23 protein-coding genes are annotated in these 26,351 nt (G+C 57.7%); 9 read left to right on the forward strand and 14 right to left on the reverse strand.

Annotated elements, in window-relative coordinates:
• Positions 1 to 130: 130 nt before the first annotated feature.
• From WA225_RS16400 to WA225_RS16415, 4 genes are all read right to left on the reverse strand, one after another.
• Positions 131 to 2,470 carry a TonB-dependent siderophore receptor gene (locus WA225_RS16400; RefSeq protein WP_422608931.1) on the reverse strand — a complete coding sequence of 780 codons (2,340 nt, stop codon included), beginning with the start codon at positions 2,468 to 2,470 and terminating at the stop codon, positions 131 to 133.
• Positions 2,471 to 2,645: 175 nt separating this feature from the next.
• Positions 2,646 to 3,620: a FecR domain-containing protein gene (locus WA225_RS16405; RefSeq protein WP_422608707.1), complete on the reverse strand. Its 975-nt coding sequence runs from the start codon at positions 3,618 to 3,620 to the stop codon at positions 2,646 to 2,648.
• Positions 3,617 to 4,141, reverse strand: a complete 525-nt coding sequence (locus WA225_RS16410; RefSeq protein ID WP_422608708.1) for a sigma-70 family RNA polymerase sigma factor — start codon at positions 4,139 to 4,141, stop codon at positions 3,617 to 3,619. The genes WA225_RS16405 and WA225_RS16410 overlap by 4 nt, the downstream gene beginning before the upstream one ends.
• Positions 4,142 to 4,306: 165 nt before the next feature.
• Entirely contained in the window at positions 4,307 to 6,046 is a 1,740-nt protein-coding gene (locus WA225_RS16415; protein WP_422608709.1) for a dipeptidase, read from the reverse strand.
• Between the two features lie 218 nt (positions 6,047 to 6,264).
• Between WA225_RS16415 and WA225_RS16420 the strand changes: the two genes are divergently transcribed.
• Positions 6,265 to 8,283 (forward strand): McrB family protein, encoded by a 2,019-nt coding sequence (locus tag WA225_RS16420; protein WP_422608710.1) that lies wholly within the window; start codon positions 6,265 to 6,267, stop codon positions 8,281 to 8,283.
• Positions 8,284 to 8,420: 137 nt separating this feature from the next.
• On the forward strand, positions 8,421 to 9,593 hold the full coding sequence (locus WA225_RS16425) for an McrC family protein (protein WP_422608711.1): 1,173 nt from the start codon (positions 8,421 to 8,423) through the stop codon (positions 9,591 to 9,593).
• Positions 9,594 to 9,788: 195 nt separating this feature from the next.
• Here the strand turns inward: WA225_RS16425 and WA225_RS16430 are convergent, their stop codons facing one another.
• From WA225_RS16430 to hxsD, 9 genes are all read right to left on the reverse strand, one after another.
• Positions 9,789 to 10,304: a hypothetical protein gene (locus WA225_RS16430; RefSeq protein ID WP_422608712.1), complete on the reverse strand. Its 516-nt coding sequence runs from the start codon at positions 10,302 to 10,304 to the stop codon at positions 9,789 to 9,791.
• The gene (locus WA225_RS16435) at positions 10,301 to 11,035 is read right to left on the reverse strand and encodes an alpha/beta hydrolase (RefSeq protein ID WP_422608713.1); all 735 of its coding nucleotides are present in this window, start codon (positions 11,033 to 11,035) and stop codon (positions 10,301 to 10,303) included. The genes WA225_RS16430 and WA225_RS16435 overlap by 4 nt, the downstream gene beginning before the upstream one ends.
• 4 nt (positions 11,036 to 11,039) lie before the next feature.
• On the reverse strand, positions 11,040 to 11,537 hold the full coding sequence (locus WA225_RS16440; RefSeq protein WP_122600456.1) for a PAAR domain-containing protein: 498 nt from the start codon (positions 11,535 to 11,537) through the stop codon (positions 11,040 to 11,042).
• Positions 11,538 to 12,009: 472 nt separating this feature from the next.
• The gene (locus WA225_RS16445) at positions 12,010 to 12,294 is read right to left on the reverse strand and encodes a hypothetical protein (protein WP_422608714.1); all 285 of its coding nucleotides are present in this window, start codon (positions 12,292 to 12,294) and stop codon (positions 12,010 to 12,012) included.
• 32 nt (positions 12,295 to 12,326) lie between these two features.
• The gene (locus WA225_RS16450; protein ID WP_422608715.1) at positions 12,327 to 12,740 is read right to left on the reverse strand and encodes a hypothetical protein; all 414 of its coding nucleotides are present in this window, start codon (positions 12,738 to 12,740) and stop codon (positions 12,327 to 12,329) included.
• Positions 12,741 to 12,790: 50 nt separating this feature from the next.
• Entirely contained in the window at positions 12,791 to 13,399 is a 609-nt protein-coding gene (hxsA, locus tag WA225_RS16455; RefSeq protein WP_422608716.1) for a His-Xaa-Ser repeat protein HxsA, read from the reverse strand.
• Positions 13,396 to 14,631, reverse strand: a complete 1,236-nt coding sequence (hxsC, locus tag WA225_RS16460; RefSeq protein ID WP_422608717.1) for a His-Xaa-Ser system radical SAM maturase HxsC — start codon at positions 14,629 to 14,631, stop codon at positions 13,396 to 13,398. The genes hxsA and hxsC overlap by 4 nt, the downstream gene beginning before the upstream one ends.
• The gene (gene hxsB, locus WA225_RS16465) at positions 14,631 to 16,118 is read right to left on the reverse strand and encodes a His-Xaa-Ser system radical SAM maturase HxsB (RefSeq protein ID WP_422608718.1); all 1,488 of its coding nucleotides are present in this window, start codon (positions 16,116 to 16,118) and stop codon (positions 14,631 to 14,633) included. Before hxsB ends, hxsC begins: the two co-directional genes overlap by 1 nt.
• Entirely contained in the window at positions 16,115 to 16,414 is a 300-nt protein-coding gene (gene hxsD / locus WA225_RS16470; RefSeq protein ID WP_422608719.1) for a His-Xaa-Ser system protein HxsD, read from the reverse strand. The genes hxsB and hxsD overlap by 4 nt, the downstream gene beginning before the upstream one ends.
• Before the next feature lie 59 nt (positions 16,415 to 16,473).
• Here hxsD and WA225_RS16475 point away from each other — a divergent pair, with 59 nt between their 5' ends.
• The 7 genes from WA225_RS16475 to WA225_RS16505 all read left to right on the forward strand — a co-directional run bounded on the left by WA225_RS16475 (position 16,474) and on the right by WA225_RS16505 (position 25,321).
• Positions 16,474 to 16,872 carry a hypothetical protein gene (locus tag WA225_RS16475; RefSeq protein ID WP_422608720.1) on the forward strand — a complete coding sequence of 133 codons (399 nt, stop codon included), beginning with the start codon at positions 16,474 to 16,476 and terminating at the stop codon, positions 16,870 to 16,872.
• Positions 16,872 to 17,954, forward strand: coding sequence for a helix-turn-helix transcriptional regulator (locus WA225_RS16480; protein ID WP_422608721.1), 1,083 nt, complete (start codon positions 16,872 to 16,874; stop codon positions 17,952 to 17,954). Before WA225_RS16475 ends, WA225_RS16480 begins: the two co-directional genes overlap by 1 nt.
• Positions 17,947 to 19,362: a hypothetical protein gene (locus tag WA225_RS16485; protein WP_422608722.1), complete on the forward strand. Its 1,416-nt coding sequence runs from the start codon at positions 17,947 to 17,949 to the stop codon at positions 19,360 to 19,362. The genes WA225_RS16480 and WA225_RS16485 overlap by 8 nt, the downstream gene beginning before the upstream one ends.
• A 10-nt stretch (positions 19,363 to 19,372) precedes the next feature.
• Positions 19,373 to 22,579, forward strand: a complete 3,207-nt coding sequence (locus tag WA225_RS16490; RefSeq protein WP_422608723.1) for a hypothetical protein — start codon at positions 19,373 to 19,375, stop codon at positions 22,577 to 22,579.
• A gap of 143 nt (positions 22,580 to 22,722) precedes the next feature.
• Complete coding sequence (gene gcvA / locus WA225_RS16495; protein WP_422608932.1) at positions 22,723 to 23,628, forward strand: transcriptional regulator GcvA; 906 nt, start codon at positions 22,723 to 22,725, stop codon at positions 23,626 to 23,628.
• A gap of 74 nt (positions 23,629 to 23,702) precedes the next feature.
• On the forward strand, positions 23,703 to 24,530 hold the full coding sequence (locus tag WA225_RS16500; protein WP_422608724.1) for an EamA family transporter: 828 nt from the start codon (positions 23,703 to 23,705) through the stop codon (positions 24,528 to 24,530).
• Positions 24,531 to 24,559: 29 nt separating this feature from the next.
• Complete coding sequence (locus WA225_RS16505) at positions 24,560 to 25,321, forward strand: SDR family oxidoreductase (RefSeq protein WP_422608725.1); 762 nt, start codon at positions 24,560 to 24,562, stop codon at positions 25,319 to 25,321.
• Positions 25,322 to 25,342: 21 nt separating this feature from the next.
• On the opposite strand, the gene WA225_RS16510 is transcribed toward WA225_RS16505, so the two are convergent.
• Positions 25,343 to 26,311: an AraC family transcriptional regulator gene (locus WA225_RS16510; RefSeq protein WP_422608726.1), complete on the reverse strand. Its 969-nt coding sequence runs from the start codon at positions 26,309 to 26,311 to the stop codon at positions 25,343 to 25,345.
• Positions 26,312 to 26,351 lie beyond the last annotated feature (40 nt).

Below are 26,351 nucleotides of genomic sequence, written 5' to 3' on the forward strand. Positions count from 1 at the left end.
AAGAGCCGAACGAGCCCTCTAGCATGCACCTTTCGTTAGGGTGCTATCAATATCCTTAATGGAAGTTTCATGCGAGAGGGCTGCCGGCGCATGGCGCACCCATAAAGAGGGCGCGCCACTTCAGAGCGGATCAGAAGTTGTACTTGAAGCTCGTCATGATATTGCGAGGTGCGCCGTAAACCCCGTACAGACCGGACTGGCTGTAGTACTCGCGATCAAACACGTTGTTCAGATTCACCGAAGCGCTGAGGTTGTGGCTGATGTCGTACTTGGCCATCAGGTTGGTCACCGCGTAGCTGCCCTGGCTGAACGTATGCAGGTCGGCGCCGACTTTGCTCTGCCAGTTCACGCCGCCGCCAATCGTGACTTTGTCCAGCGGGCCGTGGAGGCGATAGCTGGTGAAGGTCTTGAAGCTGTTGCGCGGCAGGTTGGTGTTGATGCGCTCGTCGTCGGCGTTGGTTGTCACTGAATACGCGTAGCCGGCGGAGGCCTGCCAGCCTTCGGCCAGTTCGCCGTTCAGCTCCATCTCGATGCCTTTGGAGGTGGTGTCCTGCTCGGAGCTGTAGACGTTGTCGTGTTGCCAGATCGCCAGGTTGTCTTGTTCGAGTTTGAACACGGCCAGGCTGGAGTTGAGCTTGCCATCGAGGTGCGTGCCCTTGATGCCGATCTCGTAGCCTTTGCCTTCCATCGGGTCGAGCGGTTTGTTGTCTTCGTCGGTGACCCACGAGGCTTGCGGGTTGAAGATCTTGGTGTAGCTGGCGTACAGCGACCAGGTGTCGTTGAGGTCGTAAACGACGCCGGCGAACGGAATGAACACGCCGTTTTCTTCACGATTGACTTCGGTTTCTTCGCCGCCGTAAGGCCGTTCGTGGGTGTCGCGTTTCCAGTCGATCACGCGGCTACCGACGATCAGGCTCAGGTCATCGCTGACGCTGAAACGCGAGGTCAGATACGCCGCATATTGGTCTTCGTCGATCGACGATTTGCCACTGACGGCAAAGTCCGGTTTGGCCGAGTTGCCGTCCCAGGTGAACAGGTTGTCGATAGCGCCCGCCGGCGAGCCGTTGTAGTCGTAACGCCAACCGCCCCAGCTCGGCGTGCTTTCTTTGTACTGCGACAGGGTCATGCCAGTGATAAGTTGGTGCTCGCGACCGAACAGGCTGAACGGGCCGGTGACGTACACATCAAGGTTGTCCTGACGCGGCGTGCCCGAGAAGCGCACCGGCAGTTGCGACAGACCGCTGCCGTCGGTATTCAGGTCACCCATGGCGAAGTTGAACAGTTCGTCGAACTTGTTTTCGGCGTGGGTCAGTTCGATCTTGCCGCTCCAGCCGTTGCCCAGTTGCTGTTCGATGGAGGTGAAGAAACTGGTCTGTTCGTGATCGTTGTACGACCAGTCTGGCGCAGCATTTAGCGAACGTTGCAGGTCGGTGCGCTGGCCGCTGCTGAAGCGCGTCGGCAGGCCGGAGCGCAGCGGCGAGTCGATATCGCTGCGCAGGTAACTGAAGCCCATGGTCAGCAGCGTGTCTTCCGTCAGGTCGAATTCGGTGATGCCGTAGATCAGCTGGGACTGCTGGTTGTAGCGGTCGATCCAGGCTTTTTCGGTTTTGTAATCGGCGACAAAGCGTCCGCGCACATTGCCGGTTTCGGTCAGCGGTCCCGAGACATCAAAACCGGTGCCGTAGCGATCCCAATTGCCAGCCTCGCCGGTGATGCTGGCCTGGGCTTCGGCGGTGGGGCGCTTGCGGATCAGGTTGATCGTCGCGGACGGGTTGCCCATGCCGCTGATCAAACCGGTGGCGCCACGCACGACTTCGATGCGGTCGTACATCGCCATGCTTTGCGAATAGTTGTCGAGGCGCGTGTTGGTCGGAACGCCGTCGACCTCGTAGTTCTGAATCGCAAAACCGCGCGACCAATAGGAGTCGCTTTCCGAGCCTAGTCCGTCGCGCACCACGGTGATACCCGGGGTGGCCTCAAGGGCGTCGGTCAGGTTGGTCAGGCGCTGGTCATCGAGGCGCTGACGGGTCATCACCGTCATCGATTGCGGCGTTTCCCTCGGCGTGAGGTTGAGCCGCGTCGAGCTACTGGAGGAATACGTGGTGTAAAGCCCCGTGCCTTCAGTGGTCGAACCCGGGGCCTTGCCGGAAATCGACACCGCGCCCAGCTCCAGCGCATCACCGGCACTGGCTTGCAGCGAGTAATTGCCATTGGCGCCGCGACTGGCCTCAAGCCCGGAACCCGCCAGCAGAATCGCCAGACCCTGATCGACGTTGTAACGCCCTTTGAGCCCGGAAGTGTTGCGCCCCTCGGTCAGCAGCGTGGAATAGGACAGCAGGATGTGCGCGGTCTGGCCGAAGCGCGTCAATGCCGGTGCGAGCGCTCCGGCGGGAATATCGAAATCTGCCTGGGTCTGTTCCGTCGCTGCGGCCCAGGCGGGCATCAGTAACAGCGGCGCTGTCGCGGTCATGCACGCGATGCCTTGAACCACGGCGCCGGCCAGTTTTTGTTTGAATGAAAAGTGCCTGCCCTGGCGTTTGCGTGTGGTGAGATTCACAAGTTGCTTCCCCATTGAATGAAGTGTCTGGGGTTTAAGTCTCGCGAGAATCCGGATCGGACCACCCAACGTGCAAATATTTACAGGCTCAGGCCGTGCGCGGCTTCAATGTCACCCAGTAGCGAGTGAATTGTTGTACATCGAGCTGCAAGGTATCAGCGACGGCGAAGATGATGTTCTCGGTATTGTCGAGCGGAAACGTGCCGGAAACTCGAAGATCCGCTAAAGCAGGATCACATGCCAGATGACCGCGGCGATAACGGCTCAGGTCTTCGAGGAAATCCCCCAGACGCTGGCCCTGCGCAACCAGCATGCCTTGGCTCCAGGCGGGCGCAGTCAGCGCCGTTGCTTGCCGGGTCAAGACTTCCCGGGGGCTGAAACTCACGTATTCACCGGCCTTTAGCGCGATGGGCTGGTGCGGTTGCAGGGCAGGGGTGATGACCAGTGCACCCTGAAAAACGCTGACCTGGGTAAATCCGGCACGTTGCCTGACGCTGAATTTCGCCTGGGTCGACTCCAGACGCCCCTCGGCGGTGTCCACCGACAGCAGACGCCCCTCGGCGAGATTATCGCGAGTGACCAGCATCTCGCCGCGCAACAACTTGATACGCCGGATCTCACGATCAAAAACCACGTTGATCGCACTGTCCGTATTGAGCTGCACCCGGGTCTTGTCGGCCAGCGTGAGGCGCCGTTGTTCGCCAATCCGACTGTGATAATCGGCGCTCCAGTCCTGGACAAAAGCAGTGTCTTTCGTCAACCAGGCGCCTGCACCGGCGGCCAATAGCACACTCAACTGTTTGATTGCCGAGCGTCGAGACAGCGATGGTCGCAACGTCGCGTGGGCGAGGGGGCGCTGATCGGGGCTGCGAATGTCGTGCATGCGTCGAGCAAACACTTGTGCCCGTTGCCAGGCGTGCTCATGCGCCGGGTGTGCCTGTCGCCAGCGCATCCAGGCTGACAGCGTAGCTTCGCTGACGTCGGTTTCCTGCAGTTCAAGGTGCCAGTGCATGGCTTGCTCGGCCACGTCACTGGAGATCACTGGGGTATCTTCGCGGTTCATGAGAGATCGAGGCTGTCATCGAGCATGATGCACAGGGCTCCCGCCTTGATGATGTAGCGCTTGACCGTGGTAATGGAAACGTTGAGCCGCGCGGCAATTTCTCCATGACTCAGGCCATCCAGTTGCGACAAGAGAAACGCTTCGCGAACCGGGCGCTCGAGACTTTCGAGTGCGCCGTCGAGGGCAATCAGGGTTTCCAGCAGGATCGCCTGGGTTTCCAGGCTCGGCGCCAGTTGCTCGGGCATTGCCGCCAGCGCCTCAAGGTAGGCGCGCTCAAGTTTTTGCCGACGGTAATGATTGGATAAAACACTTTGTGCGACCTTTGCCAGAAAGGTGCGTGGGGCGTGCAGTTCTGGCACGTGTTCCTTGGCCAGCAGGCGCAAGAAAGTGTCCTGTGCCAGATCCGCTGCACTTTGCGAGCAATTGAGCCGGCGACGTAGCCAGTTCTGTAGCCAGCTGTGTTGCTGACGATAAAGCACGGCGACATCGCAGAAAGTGTTGGTCTGGGTGGATGGAAGCATTTAACGGGACGCCGTGTGAGCTGTATCACAAATGATAATGCTTATCATATAGAGCGGCGGGTTGTGGCTGCAAGGCTTCCTTGCCAGACCTGCGAATGTTGTGCGATGGGGATTGCGTCACGATGAGTAACTGTGGCGAGAGGCAAGCCCCTCGCCATAGCTGTATCAGAGTTTCGGCAACTGGCCGATGCGGCCAATCATTTCTGTGACGATTTGCAGATCCAACTGGAATTGCTCCACAGTCTTGAACTCGCCATCGGTGTGACCGGTGTACTTCACGTTCGGCATGGCCAGACCGAATTGCACGCCGTTCGGCAATTCATGCACCGAGGTGGCGCCAGCGGAGGTGCCGAACTCGTGTTTCATGCCGAGGTTTTCAGTCGATACTGCCAACAGCGCCTTGACCCACTCACCCTCAGGGTTGCGGTACATCGGCTCGGCAATCGAGTAATCGAAAGCAACGGCAACGTGGCTTTTCTTGCTCCACGCCACCAGTTTCTCCGCAATCTCAGCCTTGAGTTTCTCTGGCGACTTGCCCTTCGGCACGCGCAGGTTGACTGCGAGTTTGAAGGCTTTGTCATCCTTGCCGACGTAGGTCAGCGACGTTGTCAGCGGCCCCATGAAGGAATCAGCGAAGCCGACCCCCAGCTTGTTACCCAGGTAATCCAGGCCCCAATTGTCGGCAGCGTAACGCGCGGCATCGGTGATGTGGTTGTGCTTGAGCGCAACCTTGCCATCCAGGCTATGAATGAAGACCAGCATCCGCGCAACCGGGTTAACCCCTGACTCAGGTTCGGAGGAGTGCGCGGATACGCCAGTCACCGTCAGTTTGACATCTTTGCCGTCGACCTTGGCGCTGACCTGGAAATCGCCGCCATTATGCTTGGCAAACTCGTCACCGGCCTTCTGCAGGCTGGCGGCCAGTTCTGCAGGCTTGTCGGTGACCAGCGTGGCGACCGACGCCGATGGAATCTGGTTGGTCGCCAGGCCGCCGGTCATCGAGATGATCTCCGCACCTTTGCCTTCGCCTTTGCGCTGGGCAAAGTTGGCCATAACAGTGCCATAGCCTTTCTCGGCAATCACCACCGGGTAACCGCCATCCAGCGCCAGGTTGTAGTTCGGCGTCGGGTTACGTTCGAAATAATAGGGAATCGCGTCGCCCGTGGTTTCTTCAGTGGTGTCGACCAGCAACTTGAAGTTGCGCACCAGCGGCAGTTTTTCTTCCTTGATGACTTTCATGGCATAGAGCGTGACCACGATGCCGTTCTTGTCATCCTCGGTGCCGCGACCATACATGCGGTCGCCGATCAGGGTGATCTTGAACGGGTCGAGGCGGGTGCCATCCTTGAGCACCCAGTTTTCCGGCGTCACCGGCACCACGTCAGCGTGCGCATGAATGCCGACCACTTCGTCGCCGCTGCCGTCGAGGGAAATCTCGTAGACGCGATTATCGATATTGCGGAATTTCAGGTTGAAGGACTCGGCAAGGCTCTGAATCTTCGCCGCGATCTTGATGAATTCCGGGTTGTCATGCTGATCGACGCCGTCTTTGCGATAAGTCGGGATCTCCACCAGTTCGCGCAGGGTTTCAGTGGCGGCAGCGCTATATTTCGCGCGCGTGTAGAGACCGAGCAGACGATAGATTTCGTTCTGCTGATCGGCGGTCAGGGTTTTCTTATCGAGGTAAGCAGCAATGGCCGGGCCGATGTCCGCGGTTTTCGCCAGATCGCTCTTGCCCAGATTGCCAAGGAACTGGCGGAAATCAGTGGCTTTGTCGGCGCTGTAGCTCTTGAGAATTTCGGCGCTCTGTTGCGGGGTGATATTGGCTTGCGCGGGCGCAGTGAACACGGCAAGACCGGCGAGCATCAAGGTGGTGGCAGCCAGTTTTTTGAAAGGGACATTCATTACGAAGGGCATTCCTTTGCAGGGCAGTGAGTTAGGCGTGTCTCAACGTTGAGACACATACACTTACAAACTAACACCGTGCCAGAGCCTTGCGGGAGTCCTGAAAGACGATGTGTCGCACAAAAATGCAAAAGAGGCGCACGAATGAAAAACTATTTTATGGCGCTCTAGCTGTGCGTCATTAGTGGTGGCACCATGCAATCACTTTCAAGGATGGGATGACAAACGTGACGTCAAACTTTTTTACCCCCGCCCAGTTCGACTGCTTGAATACCTGGCACGAGAAGGTCTTTGACAAGACCGACATTTCACATCGGCAAGCTTACAGTGAGCTGCGCGAGGCGTACGACATCACCAAACAATGGGCGTACGCATTGCAACGACGTGTATTTCCGAACAGCATTGATCCCCAAGTCATCCGCAGGCCCATTGGCCAGTGGAGCAAGAAGTTTTTGGGCTACAACTGGGCACGAATCTATCCTCGTGCGGACGCTCCTCAAGGCTTGGCGTATACCGTCGGTATCGATGCCACTTGGGGCTTTGTCGTCAAACTTGATCGGGTCGATAAAAAGATCACAGATCCCACGTTGCGTGAGCGCTATGAAAAGTTGCGCGGCCCTTATCAGTCATCACCTATTGTTGCGACCTTGCCGGCTGAAGAAGGCTTGGCGCGCGGCTTTCAGGGGATTGTGGATTGGAGTGCCGCGGCCATTAAAAAATTTGCAATTGGATACGACGATATGGCTACACAGCTTGGCTTGAGCGGGACACCAACCGTGGCTCAGATATTGGGGCATTTCCAAGTCAGCGAAGCTTTCCGCAAGCGGCAGCCTACGTGGAGCGACGAGACCACGCAGTTATTCGTGCGGTTCGCAGTTGCGGTTCATAACATCGGATGGGATTGGTGGCATACAAAGACGACCAACGCTCAACTGGTTTTTGGCAAGAAGGAAAAGATCAAGAAAAACGGTGGGGCGTTTGGTGAGTTGTTTGTTCAAGGGGATCGTGTTCATGTCAAATTTGTATCCTTCGGTAGCTTGAAACCGATATTGGAGTACGAGGAAATGACTGATGAACTGGTTACTTTGGTCGAAGCGGAAATCGCTATCGGAGCCAATGGCCGCCAACACTCCAGTCGCAAAGGTTTTTGGCCGGATGATTACGGTAGTGAAGAAAAGGCAGACGGGGAGGAGGGCGAACAGCCAAATAGCGTTGCTCAGACCAAGAGAACCCCAACTTGCAATGAGATCTATTTTGGTCCTCCGGGTACTGGCAAAACGCGTATGTTGCAGAGTTTACTCCGCGATAAATACACGTCCTCCGAAGGCACTAAGCACTACGAGTTTGTAACCTTTCACCAATCCTACGGCTACGAAGAGTTTGTTGAGGGCCTGCGCCCGGTGCTTGTCGATCGTGAAGGTCAGACACCTGATGAGAAGGCCCAAGCGGAGCCTCCAAAAGACGTTCACTACGAGATCAAAAAAGGCGCATTCCTGCGGCTGTGCGAAGAGGCGCAGAAAAATCCGGATCAGCAGTACGCAATGGTGATCGACGAAATCAACCGCGGCAACATCAGCAAGATTTTTGGCGAGTTGATCACGCTGATTGAAGTCGACAAGCGCAAGGGTGGCGAATATGAGGTAACCCTGACACTGCCTTACTCAGGCGAGCCATTCAGCGTTCCTTCAAATGTTGACTTGATCGGCACAATGAACACTGCTGACCGCTCACTGGCATTGGTTGATACGGCGTTGCGTCGCCGATTCGAATTCATTGAGTTGATGCCAGAACCAGCGGTGTTGACCGGAATCGAGGTTTCCGAAAGAGGCCATAACATCCGTCTCGATGACCTGCTGACTGTACTCAACAAGCGTATCGAGGCGTTGTATGACCGTGAACATGCCATTGGGCACGCGTATTTCACTTCGTTGAAAAATATCGCGATCGAGGAGCGTTTCAAGTCTCTTGCCGGCATTTTCAAGACGCGCATTATTCCGTTGCTGGAAGAGTATTTTTTCGAGGATTGGCAAAAAATTCGACTGGTATTGGGTGATAACCAGAAATCGGTGGGCATGTTCGAGTTTGTCCAGGAGTTGAAAACCGACAGTCTCCCCAAGGATCTGTTTGGCGCCAATCACGGTCTGGATGAATACGCACTGCGCCCTCAGTACCGTTTGAATGCGGATGCACTGCATCACCCGCAAGCTTTTATAGAAATCTACGCGACGATTGCTTAATGACGTCCATACAGATTTTCGAGTTCGACACGCTGATACCCAGGACTGACGGTGCGAATGGCAACACTGTCCCTGCGAAGGTATTTGCCTGGCTTGAAGAACAATGCCTGAGCCCTGACGTACTCGCGCCAGTCTGAATGAAATTGACAAGTCGCCAGGGGCGGCGCGCCATCCAGTTCAGCAACTATGTCGGCGTGCTCTGCGCTCCTTGCGGTTATCAGATAGAGATCCTGCCCAAGATCGGTCGCAATACAACAGTGGAAGACGCACGCACAAAGTTGATAGAGATGCTCAAGTGTCTGCGCGGCTTTCGTCATATCAAAACAGCTAATGCTGATCTTCAAAAGCAACAGATGCCGTTGTTCGAGGTATTTCTCCAGCAGTTTCTAGCGTCAGTAAGGGATGTGGTAAAGCGAGGAGTTCGAAGTGACTACAGCACTCGGCAAGCAAATCTGTCGAGCCTGCGTGGCAAATTGTTGATAGCGCCTCATCTCTCGCAGAACGTGGTGCGTCGTGACCGGTTTTTCACCGAATACGACGAGTTTATTCAAGACAGGGCGGAAAACAGGCTTATTCATACTGCTCTGCGAAAAGCGCTTGGCATGTGCAAGGCACCGGCTAACCAGCGCTTGGCGCGCGAGTTGAGTTTCGTGTTTGCCGAAGTGCCGATGTGCACCGACATTGCCCAGGATCTCAAGCGCATCCGGCTGGATCGGGGCATGGCCTATTACGAACCTGCGATTGCCTGGGCACGGTTAATCCTGCAGGGCGACAGCCCGGTGACAGGTGCAGGAAAGCACAACGCACCTTCCATGTTGTTTCCTATGGAGGCGGTGTTCGAGGCTTATGTGGCGAAGCACCTTGGAGCTCAGGTCCGACAGGGTTTCAACCTGCGGACCCAGACCAGCAAACACCATTTAGTGAGCCATAAGCAGCAAGGCTGGTTCCGTCTCAAACCGGATTTGCTGATAGAGCAGGGCGCGCAAACTTGCATGGTGCTCGATACGAAATGGAAGCTTCTGGATAGTGCCAAGGGTAACAGTGTGGAGAAATACCAACTCAGCCAAAGCGATTTCTACCAATTACACGCCTACGCTCACCTCTATTTGAAGAGCACGGGGAGCGTGGTGTTGATCTACCCGTGGACTGAGTCATTTACCCAACCTTTGCCTGTATTCGACTTCACGAGTTCGCAAGACTTGAAACTCTGGGTTGTGCCGTTTTGTATTAAAAGCCGCAAGTTGTTACTGCCAGAGATATCGCCTTTGGGTCGGTGGCTCTATGGCAGTGAGTTGAGGGTTAGCGGCTGAAACCGTCGAACGGTGTCATGTACACCGTATTGGGGGATTACGAACCCGAGCCCGTCGACGTTCATGCTGTCTGGCCGAAGGTGTCACATCTGCGGCCCAAGGTCAGGTATGTCGTTGACGAGCTGGTCAAGTGTTTGAGGGGTGGCAATAACCGGTTCAATAAGCCATACCCGGTTACCGTTTACGAGGTGGTGGTTACCTGAAAAGCTGCTCAATCATGACCTTGGATGGAATGAACATCGTGTTCGTGTAATAGGCCTCATACCCATAGGCAGTGATGCGAACTTTGCACGGAATTGAAGCTTGCGACGCCAGCAACGGCTTGATGGCGTCGTAGTCATTCAGGTCGCGTTGCGTTCCATCCGGATTGGTGTAGTAAAAGATCAGATCGGAAGAAAATTTGTAGTTGGGCTTGGCCTGACTGCTCGCGTTGACTCGGCCTTCGGCTTTTATCGCGATTGAATGCTCAGACGAAAACTCCATATCACGATTGAGAGAGCAGATCAGTGTCGGTGTGAGCTGATTGGATTTTTCGTAATCATTGAAAGCACTCTGCAAGTCCACCGTGGAACTGAAGTGCGCGGTGAACAGGTTGTTGGGGCTCAGTGTGAACGACGATAACGTGAGTTCGGCAGGTGGGATGCCCGCTGTTTTTACGCAGCCGGTGCAGAGAAGAACTACCAGGTAAATGACTGCGCGGAATCTGTTCATTGGCCGAAGATATCGTTGATTGAATCAAAAATCAGATCGCAAGCGGACTTCGTTCCTTGCACCGGTTCGTAAAACATCCAGTCAGCAGAAGCATGGTGCTTATCGATGGTTTTATTGATGGTCGGACCTGCCTCGATAATCCAGCGCTCACCGAAGTCCGCGACACCGTCGGATTGGTCAGGTGTACTGGCGTTGGCCCGGATGTTGATCCATGTTTCAGCGACCGGCGTTGGTTCAGAGAAGTAGATGTCAGAACCCAGCCATACGAGAAACCCTTCACCCACGGGATCGAGTGTCACCAGATATTTGATGGTGTAACCGGCTTCGGACAGGATCTGTGACAGATGTGCACCGTTCCATGCGCCGAGACTGTGGCCGACGATGTAAACCGGGCAGGACTTGCTGGGTATGTTGTCGATGAAGTGAGTCTGGATATCGCCGGCCCCCCTTGCATCCTTGTAGCTTTTGGGGAATCCCGAGTATTTCGCCTTCAGCTTTTCGTTACCGGCAATTTTGCCGTCGAGCAGTTGTTGTGCGGCATCGATATTGTGGAACGCGCCCTGGAAATAGTATTTCTCCTGGTCGGCAGCCCCACCGATGAAAAAAACGATCGCTTTCTTTACTGCAACAGGAGCCGTCTTTACCGACTGATCCTTCACGAGCGTTAACGTCGGCGTGACTGCCAGACTCGCGGTATTGCCATTGGGAAGCTGGATTTGCTCTGCCGGCATGCTGTCAATCTTCCAGAAAGAGTTTGAAGGTTTCTGCCACGTGTGAACTCACAACGTGGGTGAACCCCAGCGAATCACTGGTTCCGTACTCGAAGCTGCCGTTAGCGCGTTGAATGGCGTAACCATGGTTAGGCATGGGTTCACCGGTGCTTTCGTTGATCAGTTTGATCTTGTCGCTGAAGTGCACCGGCATCGGCAGCAGACCACTGAAAGGTGCCGAGACGAATGTGTCGCCGATAATCACTGTTCCGGAGCCACCCACCACGACATTGCCGTGCCCGCCCGTGCTGTCTATCGTCGCAGCGTTCAAGCCATTGATGAAAACGGTTGAGCTGACGCCCCCCGTGATTGGACTGCCGCAAGCGGACTTGTCGGTCATCCGGGCGGCAGCAAGTCCGTCGAAGTTCACGTTGGGCGAGCCACTGGCAATTGGATTCGTGCCATGCCCCGGAAGAGGGCAGCTAGTGGGGTCCGAAAGGCGTGCAGCAGGTTTTCCGCTCATTGGAAGTTCCGTTTCAAGAGGTCACAGGCTATTCGTTGAATGGTTTTCGTGCAGCGACGGCTGGTAAGCAGCGCTTGAGCTGGCCTGAGAATATCGGCCTCAAGCAGTCGTGGTGACGGGGAAGTGCGAAGGTGGGGTGTCAGTTCAGCGAGACGTTGACCACGTGGGCATCCGGACGCACGCGCGTGCTCGCCTTCAATCACATCGACGATGCTTGAAGAGGCGAGAGGTACAAGCGCTTGCATGCGCGAAGTACGCATAAAATCTTACCGTCCCTGGAAATTTCGTTGCAAAGAATGCCGCAAGCCACTGTTACGTTCAATAGTATTGCGCATCTCAAACTCTGATATCAGGGAGGAATAATGTGTGGCTCGCGCGTATTTGTGTGTGGTGGACTACTTCAACTAATGACTCCGTGGCGGCCCATCAAACCACCACGAGTTCAGCTTGTTACGTGAGCACGACTGGCGAATCAATCGGCTTGGCAGACAATTCGCCACATTCCGCGTACACCTTCTTCTACCCAAGTGCCTTCCAGTACATTTGAGCCCTCGAAGTGGTGCAGTGTCGCTCTGCCGTCGAAGCCATCGGCTTGCAGTTCGTAATGCCCCGGGCCTTTTGCCTGGCCTCGGTATTTCCAGCTCTGACCCGCGTGGTCATAGGCGACGGTGATAAATTCGTTGTCGATCGTAACCTTGCAGGGCTCATCGAACGAGGCGGGACTGTTGATGCGGAAGGTGTCCATTTTGGCGTACATGTTGGCGTCCTTATAAAGATATCCAGAGCGGTTCAGGGCAGCAGCCAGGTGCTGTTTGGGGTGGTTGAACGAATGCCGACGGCCTGACACTGCTCCAGAATCGGCAGTATGTAGGTGATGTTGGTCGGGCCCGGGTTGCCTTCTGCTCTGTAACGAGCCGCCCGGCAGAGTGGGCCGGCTTCTTCGTACGTATGGTTGGAACCGATTTCCACCGCGTGTGCTTGACCGAAGTGACTGTTATCAGCGAGGTAGTCCAACGTTTGCTGGAAAGCTGCTCGCGTCAGTGCCAATTGCGAATCTTTCGATCCCGTCTCAATCACAACGCGATCTGCATCAACGGTCGTGATACGGAAACGAGCCTTACGCGAAGGAGTTTGCAGCTCCTTGCCTTGCAGGCGGCTGATCAATGCCCAGAGGGTGTTGTCGACTTGAATGATGTGCTGCATGGGATAACTCCTTTGTTGCTGAGCGGAAATTGGCTTTGACTTGAAGCGACTTATGGAATCTTGATACCCAACGCATTCAGCGATGGGGTATCCATCCGGCCATTCACGGTCAGCCCACTGTCCATCTGAAATGCCATCAACGCACCACGTGTCGCCTTGCCCATCACTCCATCGATGGTGCCTTGGTAATACTGGCGCACCATCAGCGCGGTCTGCACACGGGTGACCAGGTTGCTTTTCTGCTCATTGGTCGCACGGTTCTTTGAACTGCTCGAACTTGTCCCGCTGGTAGTGCCGGACGACTGATAAAAGCTATTGCTGTTTGAGGTGCTGCTAGAAGTACCCGGCGCGCTGTAGCTCCGGGTACTGGTAGCGGGTGGGCTGTAGTAGCGAGGGGCGCTATAGCCACCCGAACCGCTGTAGTGTGAACTGTGCGAACTGTGGGACCGATGTGAACTGTGCGAACGATGTGCCGCATAGATGTTGACGGTGTCTGGCGCATTGAGCGTATCGGCAAATACCGGAGGCTGTAGCTTGTCGTTGGTTAGCCAGTTCGCATCGGCGAGCGGCAGATGGCCTACCTGCGCCAGGGTAGTACCTGCCATTGGCAGCAGACTGATCCCACTGATCATGACTTTCCAGCGGTCGAGCAATTTCACGGAGCACTCCTTGCATAGGCGCTAAAGGCCTCGGTCGATAGTTGTTGTACGCCGCGGCTCTGCCAGCGGTCGGTGTGGGATTTAAAGAAGCCAGAGCAATGTTTGACGGCAGCGCATTGCTGGCAGGTATCGATGAACAGGTTCTTCCAGTCGGAGATGCTCTGGCGGGCGAAACGCGAGAGGTGGGCCGGGATCAGGCACAGGGGCAAGTTATAGATCGAAACCGGCACGCCGCGGTTGAACAGGAAGTACACGGTCTGACTCAACGACTCCTGATAGTCCAGCGGGTCAATCCACAGTTCTTCGTAATGCTTCCTGGCCAGGCCGGTGCTTTCGATACCCATCAGCGCAACATGTCGCACGAAGGGCAGGTTCCTGAACACGAAATGGGCGAGCTCGGGCAAGCGTGGCGTGGTCAGACGATTGAGCACCACGCGTATCTCGATGATCTGGTTCGCGCGAGCCAGGTTGTAAAGACCTCGCAGGGTTTCGCTGAAAGCACCTGACGCTTGCACCACATGGTCATGATCTTCGGCATTGTCGGCATACAGCGGGATGCCCCAGCTCAACTGAGGATGGCCGATGGTAGAGAGCGCTGCGATCCAGCCAGGGTCTTGGAATAGACGCCCGTTGCTGAGTACATGGATCGATTTGTGTGGCAAAACGGCTTTGCACTTGGCCAGGATTTCGAGCAGGCCATCGCGATAAAGCGTGGGTTCTCCGCCACTGATTCCCAGATTTTCTTCGCCCGGGTCCATCAGGTCGATCAGCCGTAGGTTCTCCTCGATGTGCCAGCGGTCATCGATATCTTTGGGCGGCTGGGAGCACATCAGGCAGAGGCTGTTGCAACGATCGGTCATGAACAGCAGGTTGCTGTCTGAGCCTCGTCGATAGAGCACTCGCACCAATGCGTTGCCGGGTGTGATGGCAATGACATCGCCGGGTTGCACGACATCCGCATCTTTGGGGGTGTGCAGGTGTGGCCGCGTGCTGTCGAAGTCGCCAACCAAAGGCTCCGGTGTCAGGAATCCACCCACTGGTAATGACAGCAGATGCGGGCTGCGCAGCCGTTCTTCGTTTGGCAGCCAAAGTAGCAGGTCAGCGAACTCAGCGTTTCCGGCACAAACAGCCAAGCCTTGTTCGATGAACTCATCCAGAGTGATGACCTTGAGCAGTTTCGGCTCATTCAGGTGATGGATTTCGAAGTGGGTGTCTTTGCGCAGCATCGCCATCAGCCCCTGTAACCCGGAAATCGAACATCGTTGTAAGAGCGCCTGTTCAACCAGGACAGCAGCACTCTCTGCACGTTGTCGTCGCCATCGCGTAGCAAACCGAAGAGATGCTTCAGTAGTCCCATGTTCTTCTTGCAGAAGCTGCTGAATACTCGGTGCCCGATCGGGTCACCTTGGCGGGCATAGTGTTCGACGGGGTCAGCACCACAGTAGGGGACAAGTGCACAGTCGGAGCAGCCTGGCAGTGCCTCTGCTACACCACTGGCGAGCAACGCATTCATAACGGGCGATGCGAGTAATTCAGACAAGGGTTGCTGCACGGTGCCGAGTCTCAAGCCGTCTTCACCCATCTCCAGCAACATTCGGGCTTCGTCCGACGGATAGACGTAACCGTCATAGTTATAAACCAGCGCCGCAGTGCCTGCGCCTGCTGGGGAGCGCAGGTCTACATACCCGGAGGAAAAGGGTGTGAGGATATTCTTCAGTAACAGGCTCGTATAACTCTCCGAGAGGTAAACGCCTTGTTGGTTGACATGCAGCAAATAAGCCAGTGCCTTCTTGTAGAAGGCCAGGTACCGCTCAATAGGGTAATCAAGTCGATGGGCACTCTTGGTGGCAAACCCATAAGGGCTCAGAGGCCGAAGCGAAATGCTCGAGAAGCCCTGACTTACATACTCATCGATGATCGCTTCAGGCTGTTCGAGGCTTCTTGATGTGAGCGTGGTCAGCGCGGAAACTGCATCATTGCCCAGGCGCTCACGGACCCACTGGATGCCTTTTACAGTGCGTTCGTACGAGTCTCGTGACGGTGTTGGGCGGTTGGCATTATGCAAGGGCGCCGGCCCATCGAGCGAGGTGGAAAACTGGATTCGATTTTGTTCTGCGAAGTCGAGTATTTCCTCCGTCAGGTGGTGCAGCGTGGTGGTGATGACGAACTGGATATCCCGTTGTTCGACCACGTTCCGTTCAACGACCCATTCGACAATCTGGCGGACGCGCTCGAAGGCCAGAAGCGGCTCGCCACCCTGAAACTCCACAGTCAAAGCAGGAGCGTTTGATTCGAACAGGCGATCCACTGCCGCCAGTGCATCGGCTTCCGAAAGATCGTGGCCGGATCCTCCCAGCGGGGCCCGCGACACCTGGCAGTACTGGCAGGTGTGGTTGCATCGCAATGTCACCACGAACAAGTGCAGTGCGGGGCCTTGGAAGATGAAGTCCTTGCGGCTGCGATATTGCGCGGCCATTTCCGGGAGCGGATCGTGGCGGCCTGGTTCGTGGATGAAGTGGCGGGCCAGCAGGTCCTTGTAAAAAGGCGTGCCCGCTTGAACGTCGAAATAACTGAGGGCTCGTAATTGCGCGTCGTTCACGTGCATGTACTCACCAGTATCGGAGGTGAGCAGGATGTCACGTTCATGTCCGGTGTTCATGCGCATGAATCGAAAAGGCAGCAAGCGGTAGTGCCTGGCGTCTGTCGCAATCAGTGTCATTGCGAAATCCCACACCCAGCGAGCGCGGCACGGGCCAGGATTTCGCGCAACCCTGCTGTTTCGCGGTTGATATGGTCGCGTAGCGCGAAGTCGTTCAGATGCTGGAGGATCAGCGAGTGAGCCTGCTCGGGAGAAAGCATTAGCCTTACTTCAGCGGGGTGGGCCGTGAGGCTTATCTGACTGGCTTCAATAGCGACCTGGATCGCGACAGTGTCGGCCAGGGAATATGCAGCGCGTTGCACCACGTTAAGCGGGTAGGCTGCGCTGTCGAGTTTCAGCGTGACTGGCCATGTCATCGGAACCGGTCCTTCAAGTCCTTTGGGAGCGTGGGGATTTTGCCGGTTACTGAGGCGTTATGCCATCATCATTTTTTACATTTGTTCTTGCCAGGCCCTCGGCATTGTTGTCCTCGATCGCCTGCCGCCCTTGCCTGAACAACCCGGCGACACGGTTTGTCGCCCGGCGCTGGAAGATGGGGTCAAACGTCACCGAGACCCTCATCATGAAAAACCTCTTCGCTTTCATTGGACTGTGCGTAGTGCTTAAAAAGGGCTACGAGTTCTACACCGAATACACCGACCTCAACACGAGCAACGCCAACGGGCAGACTCCTGACGTGGCTGCCGTCATGAATTGGAGGATGAATTCGGGGTGGAACCATTACGCAGCTATGGCAGAATGCCACTCTGTTGAATTGGATCCACTGCAACGCCCGGTCGCTGTAGCGGTCGCGAAAAGTACAAGGAAGTCTTGATGTCCCAGGCAAAAGACACACTGCTCAGGCTGTTTGCCTTGTTGCGCCTTATTCCTACCGAACCGCAGCGTATCGCCACCACGACCTTGCTGGAAAAGCTGCGCGACAAGGGCTTTTCGGTGACGCTGCGTTCGATCCAGCGCGATCTCAACCGGCTGTCCATCCCGTTCTCGCTGCAGTGCAACGACAGCGAGGTGCCGTTCCGCTGGAGCTTCACCAAGGACGCGCCGTTGCAGCTGCAGGACATGGACGCTTCGACGGCGCTTGCTCTGTACCTGTCGGAAAGCTACCTGAACACCTTGCTACCGCAGACCGTGCTCGACCAGCTCGGCCCGCAATTCCGCCGGGCCCGCAACTTCCTCGGTGACCTTGGCCACAACGGCTTGGCCGACTGGTCGCGGCGGGTGCGTGCGGTGCCTAACGGCAAGACCCTGATCCCGGCCGCCATCACCCCGAGAACCTGGGCCCAGGTGTCCCAGGCCTTGCTCGAGCGTCGACCGCTCGACGTGGCCTACCGCAGTCGCAGCAAGTGCGAACTCAAGCAGTTTCGCCTGCACCCGGCGGGCCTGGTTTCGCGGCACTCCATCAGTTACCTGCTGGCCTCGGTAGATGGTTACGACGACGTGCGCCAGTTCGCTCTGCATCGTATGCAGCAGGTCTCGGTGGTCGACGTCCGGTCGCCGTTGCATGGCCAGTTCGATGTCGACGACTACATCGCCACCGGGATCTTCAGCCACCGCCAGGCCGAGACGCAGGTGGAACTGATCGCCGATGTCAGCGCGCAGATCGCCGTGCTGCTCGAAGAAACCCCGCTCAGTGCGCGACAGTCCCTCGAGATCATCCCCGGACAAGCGTGGAAGCGCCTGCGCGCTTGGGTGCCTCAGGATCGCGACACGCTGTGGTGGATTTTTGGCCTGAACGACAACATTCGTGTCCACGCACCGCAGGTCTGGGTCGACGAGATCGCCCAGCGCCTGCACAGCATGCACGCGCTTTACCGGATGCCTGGTCTCGACGGCCGGCAACCCCTTTCAGCGGACACCGCTATCCAGGAAACCATCCTGAGGAATACCCATGGATAAAGAACGCCAACGCGCGCTTGAGCAGTCCGTCAGCCTGTGCCCGATCTGGACCGTGCAAGCCGCGGACAAGGCCGGGCGCATGCTTGCGGAAATCGGCCAGGCCAACAGCATCCTCGCCAAGGTTTCGTCCACCGCGCAAAACGCCGCGATCAAGGGCGGTTTCGCAGCGGAGACCTGGCACGCCGAGTCATTCAATCTCGACGCGATCCTGAAGGATAAGGACGTGCGCGCCTTCACCGACAACTTCGCCAACACGCCGCTGGGCCGCAACGACATGACCCACGACATCGTGGTCATGCGCGGTGACGACCAGTTGCTGGGCGCGCAACTCAAGTACTTCAAAAATGCCGAGGCGACGCAGAAGGCGTTTCGCTCCACAAAGGACGGCGTGCACGCCTACAAGGACAGCGACCTGTTCCTCGGTCCCTCGGACCAGATCGAAGGCGTGCGCCTCTCGGCCGAGCGCGACGTCTTGCGGAATCAGCAGACCCGGCCGGAAGTGTCTCGGGCTGCAGAAAAGGTCCGGGACAACACCAGCGGGCAACTGGACGTCGATGGCGTGCAGTCCACTTCCTTGAGCAAGCGTGAGGCCGAGCACCTGGGCACCGCGAGCAAGACCGGCCAGGAGCTGCACGACAACTTGCAGACCGGCTACCTGAACAAGGCAACGGTGCAGCAAAGCCTGCGCGCCGCTGGCTCGGCGGCGGTCATCACCACGGTGATCGCCGGCAGCATTAACACCTTCCAGTACATCAAGCAGTTCAAGGACGGCCAGATCACGGCGGAGCAAGCCACCCTGCGCATCCTTGAGAACACCGTGATCGCCGCTGGCGACAGCGCCCTGAAGGCCGGCGTGGCCAACGCCAGCGTGAGTATCGCCGCGCGTTCCATGCCCGGCCTGTTCACGGGCACTCTGTTCAAGCGCAGCCTGGCCAACGGCGGCGTCGCCGGTGCGGCAGTGTGCGCGGTCGACCTGGTGCAGTGCCTAGTGCTGTTCTCGGCCGGCAAGATGAGCGCGCAGGAAATGGAAACCCGCACCGGCAAGAACCTGTTCCAGACCGGCGCGGGCGTGGTCGGCGCGTCGGTCGGCGCCACTGTGGGGGCCATCGGCGGCCCGCCCGGGGCGCTGGTGGGCAGCCTGATCGGTGGCTTGATCACCACCCTGGCGATGAACATCGCCCTGGATAACCATATCGAGAAAGAGTTCCAGCTCACCCTCGCCAGTACCGAGCAGGTCGTGGGCAGCGCCATCGGCATGCATCAAGCGCTGGAGTTTCTGCAGGTTTCCCAGCAGTTCTACGCCGATTTTCACAAGGGCCTGTACCTGTCCGAGCGCCATTTCGCCGGGCAGGTCCGGACCCTGGCAGGACAAAGCAAACGACTGAAACACCAGATCGAAAACCTTTAAGGCCAATGAAATGACCGACACCACTGTTGAGGTAACGCAAGAGATCTTCGAACAGCCTCTCGAAGACGCAGACGCTCGAGCGATCGAAGCTCTGGTGAACCAGCACAAGGGCAATGCCGCCCTGACCCAGCAGTTGGCGCTCGATGCCTCGCGGGTCCTGGCGTCCAGCCAGGAACGCTTGGCCAGGCAGACCGGCGCGGGTTTCTTCAAGCGTTTGGGCAACAAGGTCAGCGGCAAGACCGGCCAGGATCAGCTGCACAACCAGGTCGACATGCTGCAGATGCAGAAATTCGCCTGGCACTACCTCAAGCAATTGCAGCAGCAAAACCTGATCAACGCCCAGAGCATCGCGGTGATCCGCAACAACCTGGGGACGATGAACGAATACATCATCGAGACCCGGGAATTCCTCTCGCTGGCGGTCGACAAGATCAACAGTCGCCTGGTGCAGGTAGAGAACCACGCCAGTTTTACCAACTGGTCGCTGCACATCGAAGCCAACAAGCGTCGCTTCAAGTCGATCCCGCGCAACCTGCTGGTGCTGCACCTCACCTATGACTTCATACGCAGCCACCGCGACGTGGTGTTGACCTCGCGGGACGTCAACCACCTGGTCGTTACCCTCGACAAGCTGGGGATCGACTGCGACGAAGATGTCCGCCTGCTGGACTTCATCATGGAGTTGATCGAGGGCATCGAGCTTGCCGGCATCGATCGCTTCCGCGAAATGATCGCGCTGGGCTTCGACGAGCATGTGGTGGATTCGCACTTCATCCAGAAGAACATCTCCGGTATTGGTTTCAATGCGCTGTATTTCTTGTCCGATCAGTACGAGCGCATCGTCAGCCTCATTGATGACGAAGAGATCTGCCGCAGCGACGAGGACCGCGAGAACATCATCTCGAAGCTGTTCGGCGAGGAGTTCTCCGGGCTGTCGACCACCTACGGCATCCGTGACCTGATCGGCGAGGTGATCGGCGGCAGCGCACTGGCCATCGACATCTATAAGGACGTCAACGGGCTCAACGTCGTCGAGCAGGACGACGAGCACGAGCATCAGGAGGGCGAGCCGCTGTCGCTGACCTCGGCGTTGCCAGAGATCAAGGTGCACAGCTTCTTCGACACGACACCCGACGAAGAAACCCGACGCACCTACCTGCGCCTGTTCGCTTTGGCCATCGAGGGCTCCGCAACGCTGAACAAAGCAGGCGTGGAGTTCCTTGAACACCTGGCGGAGAAGGCCGGTTGCCCGGACGTCGTCGGGCAGATCGGCCAGATCGCCGACAGCCCACGCAAGCTGCAGGACTATCTGCCGGTCGTGCAGACGCTGCTCAACGAGGATGACCGCACCTACACCTGGCTGCTGGATGCCTTCTTCCTGCTGACCCTGTGCGGCCGGAAAATCGAGAACCCGTACGTGGCGCGGATTCTCGCGACCCTCAAGCCGGCGCAGTTCCGCGACAACTTCTCGCACATGCAGACGCTGCTCCGGGAGACCGAGGAAAAGCCGTTGCTCGACGCTGCCGCGAAACTGGCCGCGCAGACCCGTGGCTGGAAAAACATCGTTCGTTACCGCGTTCTGAGCTTCGAGCAGACCTACGAGGACATCGGCAAGAAGCTGCACACCGCCAGTTGGGCTGCGACGACCCTGAGCTTCGACCTGATTGCGGTCACCAGCAAGGCCTCGGACCATTCGTTCTACATGGAATCGTTCGACGATGGCTTCCTGGCCAAGGTCAGTTCGGCGGTCAGCGCTTCCGCCTGCTCGGTAGGCCGCGGCCTGGCGCTGTCGAGCCTCAACACCGTGCGCAAGAAGGCCAGCGAGCTGATTTCAGAACACGGCGGCGCCTTGAATTCGGCCAACGGCATGATCCGGCGCATGAATCTGCCGCCGATCAACTTCGACAGCGAGTTGGGCTACAGCGACTTCGACCTGGACAACTCGGCCTCGAATGACGACTGGCATGAGCAGTTCTGTCGTTACGAAAGGCAGGTCGACAACACCCTGAGCGCTTTCTCTGAAGCGTGTTCCGCGGCGGATCGCCAGATCGACCTGTTCAAGGCTGGTGAGTTCGACAGGTCCGTAGTGGAGATCGAGGCACAGGAGCGTGCCGCCCGCGAACTGGCCCGGCAGCAGGAGCGGCTGGAGAAGTCGGCCGTCGTGCTTGAGATCGAGGGGCGCGCGCACCGCTTCAGTATCGAATGGCAAAACCTCGACAATCCACCCTGTGATCCGGAGAACGTCCGCCAGATCAAAACCAACGGCAAGGTCTGGCTGCTGGTCGACGACGATGGCGTGTTCCATCGCAGCGAGGACGGGCTGCACTGGCAGGTCGTGCGCCCGGATCCGCAGGAAGAGAAGCTCTACGGCAGAAAGCTGTCCGTCGTCGACGGGGTGTGGATCCTCATCGCGGCTTACGGCGAAAGTTTCCATTTCTCCCATGATGGCTTGACCTGGCAGCGTAGCCAGGTGCCAGAGTTGCCCGCCAGCTACGGCTATTCGGCGACCGAAGACGTCGTGCACTTCAACGGTCAATGGCTGTGGCGCTTCACCGAGCGAGCCGAATACTCGTATGTCGAAAAGGGCATCATCTTCGACTCCACAAAGACGTCCACCTACTACAAGCCGCTGTTCTACAGTGCCGATCGCCTCGATGGCGCCTGGACCCGCTGGGATGGCACTCCGAATCTGTCCGAGGGCGTGGAGGTGAAGAGCATGCGCTCGCTGCCGGGCTTGCCGTGCCTCTTGCTGTTCTGCAGCTACAACTACTCATACGTCCGGGACAGGAAGAAGAACGATGCCAAGTCGTTCGTCAATTACTACTTGCCGGGCAAGAGTGGGCGCACCTGCACGTGGGACAGCGACAAGGACCACTTCGACGATCCGCTGATCACCCGCATGAGCGGTAAGTTGATGTGCGTCTGCTGGGACGAGTACCTGACTTCGGACAAGGGCTACGACTGGAAACTCCAGTCGCAGGAATTGCGCGTCGACAGCGTCTTCCACCTGGAACGCGTAAGCCTGTTCACCAAAGCCAACGACGCCCAGCGCATCTACCTGAGCGAGGACGGCGAAGCGTTTAAGGAGTTCATGCTTGAAGAGGGGCGCTGGCGGTATCTGGCGGCGAAGGACCATGCCGTTTTGAGCGTCTACGAGCTTAACGCTCATGAGACTTTCCTGCGCATCGGCCGCATCGTTTGCGAGCCGGTGGAGTGAGGTGATGCGGAGCGTTGCAGTCGCTGAGGCGATTCAACGCTCCGTGAGTATCGTCCGGTCGCCAGGTTTCGAGTGAGTTTCGCACTATCATGAGCTAGCGTTCATGGATGCACTTTTCCGATCAGTCGCTGGATACTGCTCTTATGAGAGACCTGCCGCCCACCGCGACCTTGCGCGCATTTGAAGTTGCCACCCGGCACTCGACTTTTACGTCGGCCGCACAAGAGCTACATGTGACTCAAAGCGCGGTCAGTCATCAGCTCAAGCATCTTGAGGCCCTTTGGGGAGTGCAGTTGTTTGAACGTGGCAAGGCGTTACGTCTCACCGCTGCGGGGGCTGCGCTGGCGCCCATCGTGCGCGAGTTTTTCATCAGCCTGGAGGCGACTTTGGGTGATTTGCGCGAGCAAAAAGACAGAGTTCGACTCAGCGTCAGCACCACCTATTCCTTCGCGCTCAAATGGCTGCTGCCACGCTTGCCGCGTCTGGCTCGTCAGCATCCCGAGCTGCTGGTCTCGCTGGACACCACGGATAAAATAATCCACTTCTCTCACGGCCAGGCGGATGTTGCGATCAGGCTCGGCAAGGGCGATTACCCCGGTCTGCATTCTGAGTTCCTGTTTGGGGAGCAGGTATTTCCTGTGGCCAGCCCCGAACTGTTGCGACGCGTCGGTACTCCGCAAAGCCCCGCAGAACTGTTGCATTTCCCGCTGCTGACGCGGGATGGTGCCGAACTGGTGCCAAAGTGGGAGGTGTGGTTTCAGGCCGTCGGGCTGGCTTATCTGCCGCTCAAGGAGAGCGTCAGATTTGGCGATACCAACATGACGGTCGAGGCAGCCTTGCTCGGCCAGGGCGTTGCATTGGTCCGCAGCGGGCATGTCGAGAACGAAATCAGCGATGGCCGTTTGGTGCGGCTGTTTGATGTGCCATTCCCATCACCGCTGGCTTACTACTTCGTCTGCCCCAAGGGCATCGAATCACAACCGCACATCGCCAGCTTTCGTCAATGGTTGGTCAGCGAAGCGCTGAAAGTCCAACCACTGCACGGGTGAGTCATGAGTGTTCGTTCATGCCGTGATGAGGAGGCTTTGCTTTAGTCCCGGTGCCGCATTGCCTAAAGTGGCGCATGCCTATTCATATCATCTTCCTCGTGCTTTTCGCCGCGCTCCTGCATGCCAGCTGGAATGCGCTGCTGCGTAGCGGTGCCGATCGGTTGTGGTCCATGACGGTGATGTGCATTGCCATCGCCATCACCAGTGTCATCGCTGCAGTGTTCATGCAGCCCCCCGCGATTGAGAGCTGGGGCTACGCGGTGCTTTCGGGGTTGCTGCATGTCGGCTACAACCTGTTTCTGGTGCGCAGTTACCGGGTTGGCGACCTCGGGCAGATCTATCCGATTTCACGTGGGTCGTCGCCGGTGCTGATCACTTTGGGGGCCGCCGTGTTTGCCGGAGAACGCATCACGCCTGACGTGTTACTCGGTATTGCGCTGGTGTCAGGCGGGATTATCTCTCTGGCCTTCAGAAGGCGCAGCCTATCGATTCCCAGCCTGCCTTATACGCTGGGAACGGGCGGTTTTATCGCGGCCTACAGCGTAGTCGACGGCATCGGCGCCAGGCTCTCCGGCGCGCCGCTTGCCTACACGGTGTGGATGTGCGCCCTGTGGGGCGTACTGATGCCAGTGGTCTACATCGGCCTACGCGACACCCGCAGCTTGTTCTCCGTCCGGCCCGGAACATTGACCGCATTGGGCGGCGGGCTGGTCTCTTTGCTCGCCTATGGAATGGTCATCTACGCAATGAACGAAGCGCCGCTGGGCGCGGTATCGGCATTGCGCGAAACCAGCGTGGTGTTTGCGGCGTTGATCGGCTATGTGTTTCTCGGCGAGACGCTCACCGCTCGGCGGATACTGGCGTGTGTAGTGATCGCCAGCGGCACTCTCATCATCGGCTGATACAGCCAACGGCTCAGGAGCAATGTTTCATGGCCAACATCTCGCAGGTACCGCTGATTCTAATTACGGGTGGAAGTCGTGGAGTAGGGGCCGCAACGGCCCGGTTGGCGGCAGCAAGAGGTTATGACGTGGCGATCAGCTACGTTGCCAACGAGTCCGCAGCGCTGGCCGTGGCTGCGGATGTAGAAGCATTGGGGCGCCGGGCGTTGGCGATGCGCGCGGACAGTGCTAACCCCCAACAGGTGGCCGATTTGTTCGCGGCCATCGACCACTCGTTCGGACGCATTGACGTCCTGGTCAATAACGCCGGGATGCTGGCGCCTCAGTCACGCCTGGAGGATCTCGGCTTCGAACGGATGCAGCGCATCTTTGCGGTCAATGCCATTGGGCCAATTCTCTGTGCCCAACAGGCGGTGAAGCGCATGTCTTACCGTCACAACGGCCCGGGCGGTGTGGTGATCAATGTTTCATCGGCCTCGGCGCGCCTTGGCAGTCCCAATGAGTATGTCGACTATGCGGCGTCAAAGGGGGCCTTGGAGACGTTCACCATTGGCTTTGCAAAGGAGGTCGCACGGGAGGGTATACGCGTTAACTGTATTCGCCCCGGACATATCTATACCGAAATGCATGCCAGTGGCGGTGAGCCGGGGCGGGTCGATCGTGTCAAGGATTCGATCCCGATGGGGCGGGGCGGACAGCCTGAGGAAGTGGCACGCGCGATTCTATGGTTGGCGAGTGCGGAGGCATCATTCGTTACCGGTACATTCCTCGATGTAACGGGGGGTAAATGAGTCGGTGGCAGGGATCATCGATTACCTGCGTTCGGCTTGCCTCACCTTACGACTCAAACCCGGTGTGTTGCCCGTAATGCGTTTGAATGCACGACTGAAAGCAGCCTGTGATGTGTAGCCCAAGCGCTGTGCTACCTCTTCAATCGGCAGCCTTTCGAGGGTCAGCCACTGGCTCGCAAGCCGCATCCGCAGTTCGGTGACATAGCGCAGCGGGGCCATGCCAATCGTCGCCTGGAAGCGGTCCGCGAAGACTGAACGTGAGGTATTGCAGTGCTCTGCCAACTGCGCAACAGTCCAGTCGCGGCCCGGTTGTTGATGGAGCGCAAGCAGTGCACCGGCCAAGCGGGGATCGCGCAATGCGGCGACCAGGCCAGAGGCATTCCCGCAAGCGCACTCCACCCAGCCGCGAACGACCATGGCCGCCACCACGTCGGCCAAACGCGCGAGGATACCGGCGTAGCCGACGCGTGCGGCGCTGACCTCGCGTTCCATGGTGGTCAGGATCGGCACCAGCCCGGGGTAACGCTGACCGCCGGCATCAATCAGCATCAGGCCCGGCATCAGCCGGCCTAGACCATGGATACTGCCCAGTTCAAACTCCATACAACCACTGAACAGAATAGTGCTCGGAGCGGCGCCGGCATCGGTTCCGGTATCCACCGCGCTGACGGTGTCACCTAAGGGCGCACCGTCTAGACGATCGATGTCCTGGACAGGCGCGCCCTGATGGGAAAACAGTTGATGGGCCGCGCCATGAGAGATGAACACGGCGTTGCCGGCAGACAGCGCGTAGGTGCTGCCGTCCTCCATTCGCAATACCGCATTGCCGACGGCCATGAAGTGGAACCAGGCATGCCCAGGTTTTTCCGCGAAGCCCAGACCAAAGGCAGGGCCCGCCTGGATACGCCGGTATTCAACACCACGCAGGCGCATGCCGCGCAACAGTTCGTTGATGAGGTCCGAGGAAAGCGCAAACTGATCTGCAGGCATTGTTTAGGTGTTTTGGTCAAAAATTAGAGACTTTTGATCA

The organism is Pseudomonas sp. (assembly GCF_049300855.1).
Classification (GTDB): domain Bacteria; phylum Pseudomonadota; class Gammaproteobacteria; order Pseudomonadales; family Pseudomonadaceae; genus Aquipseudomonas.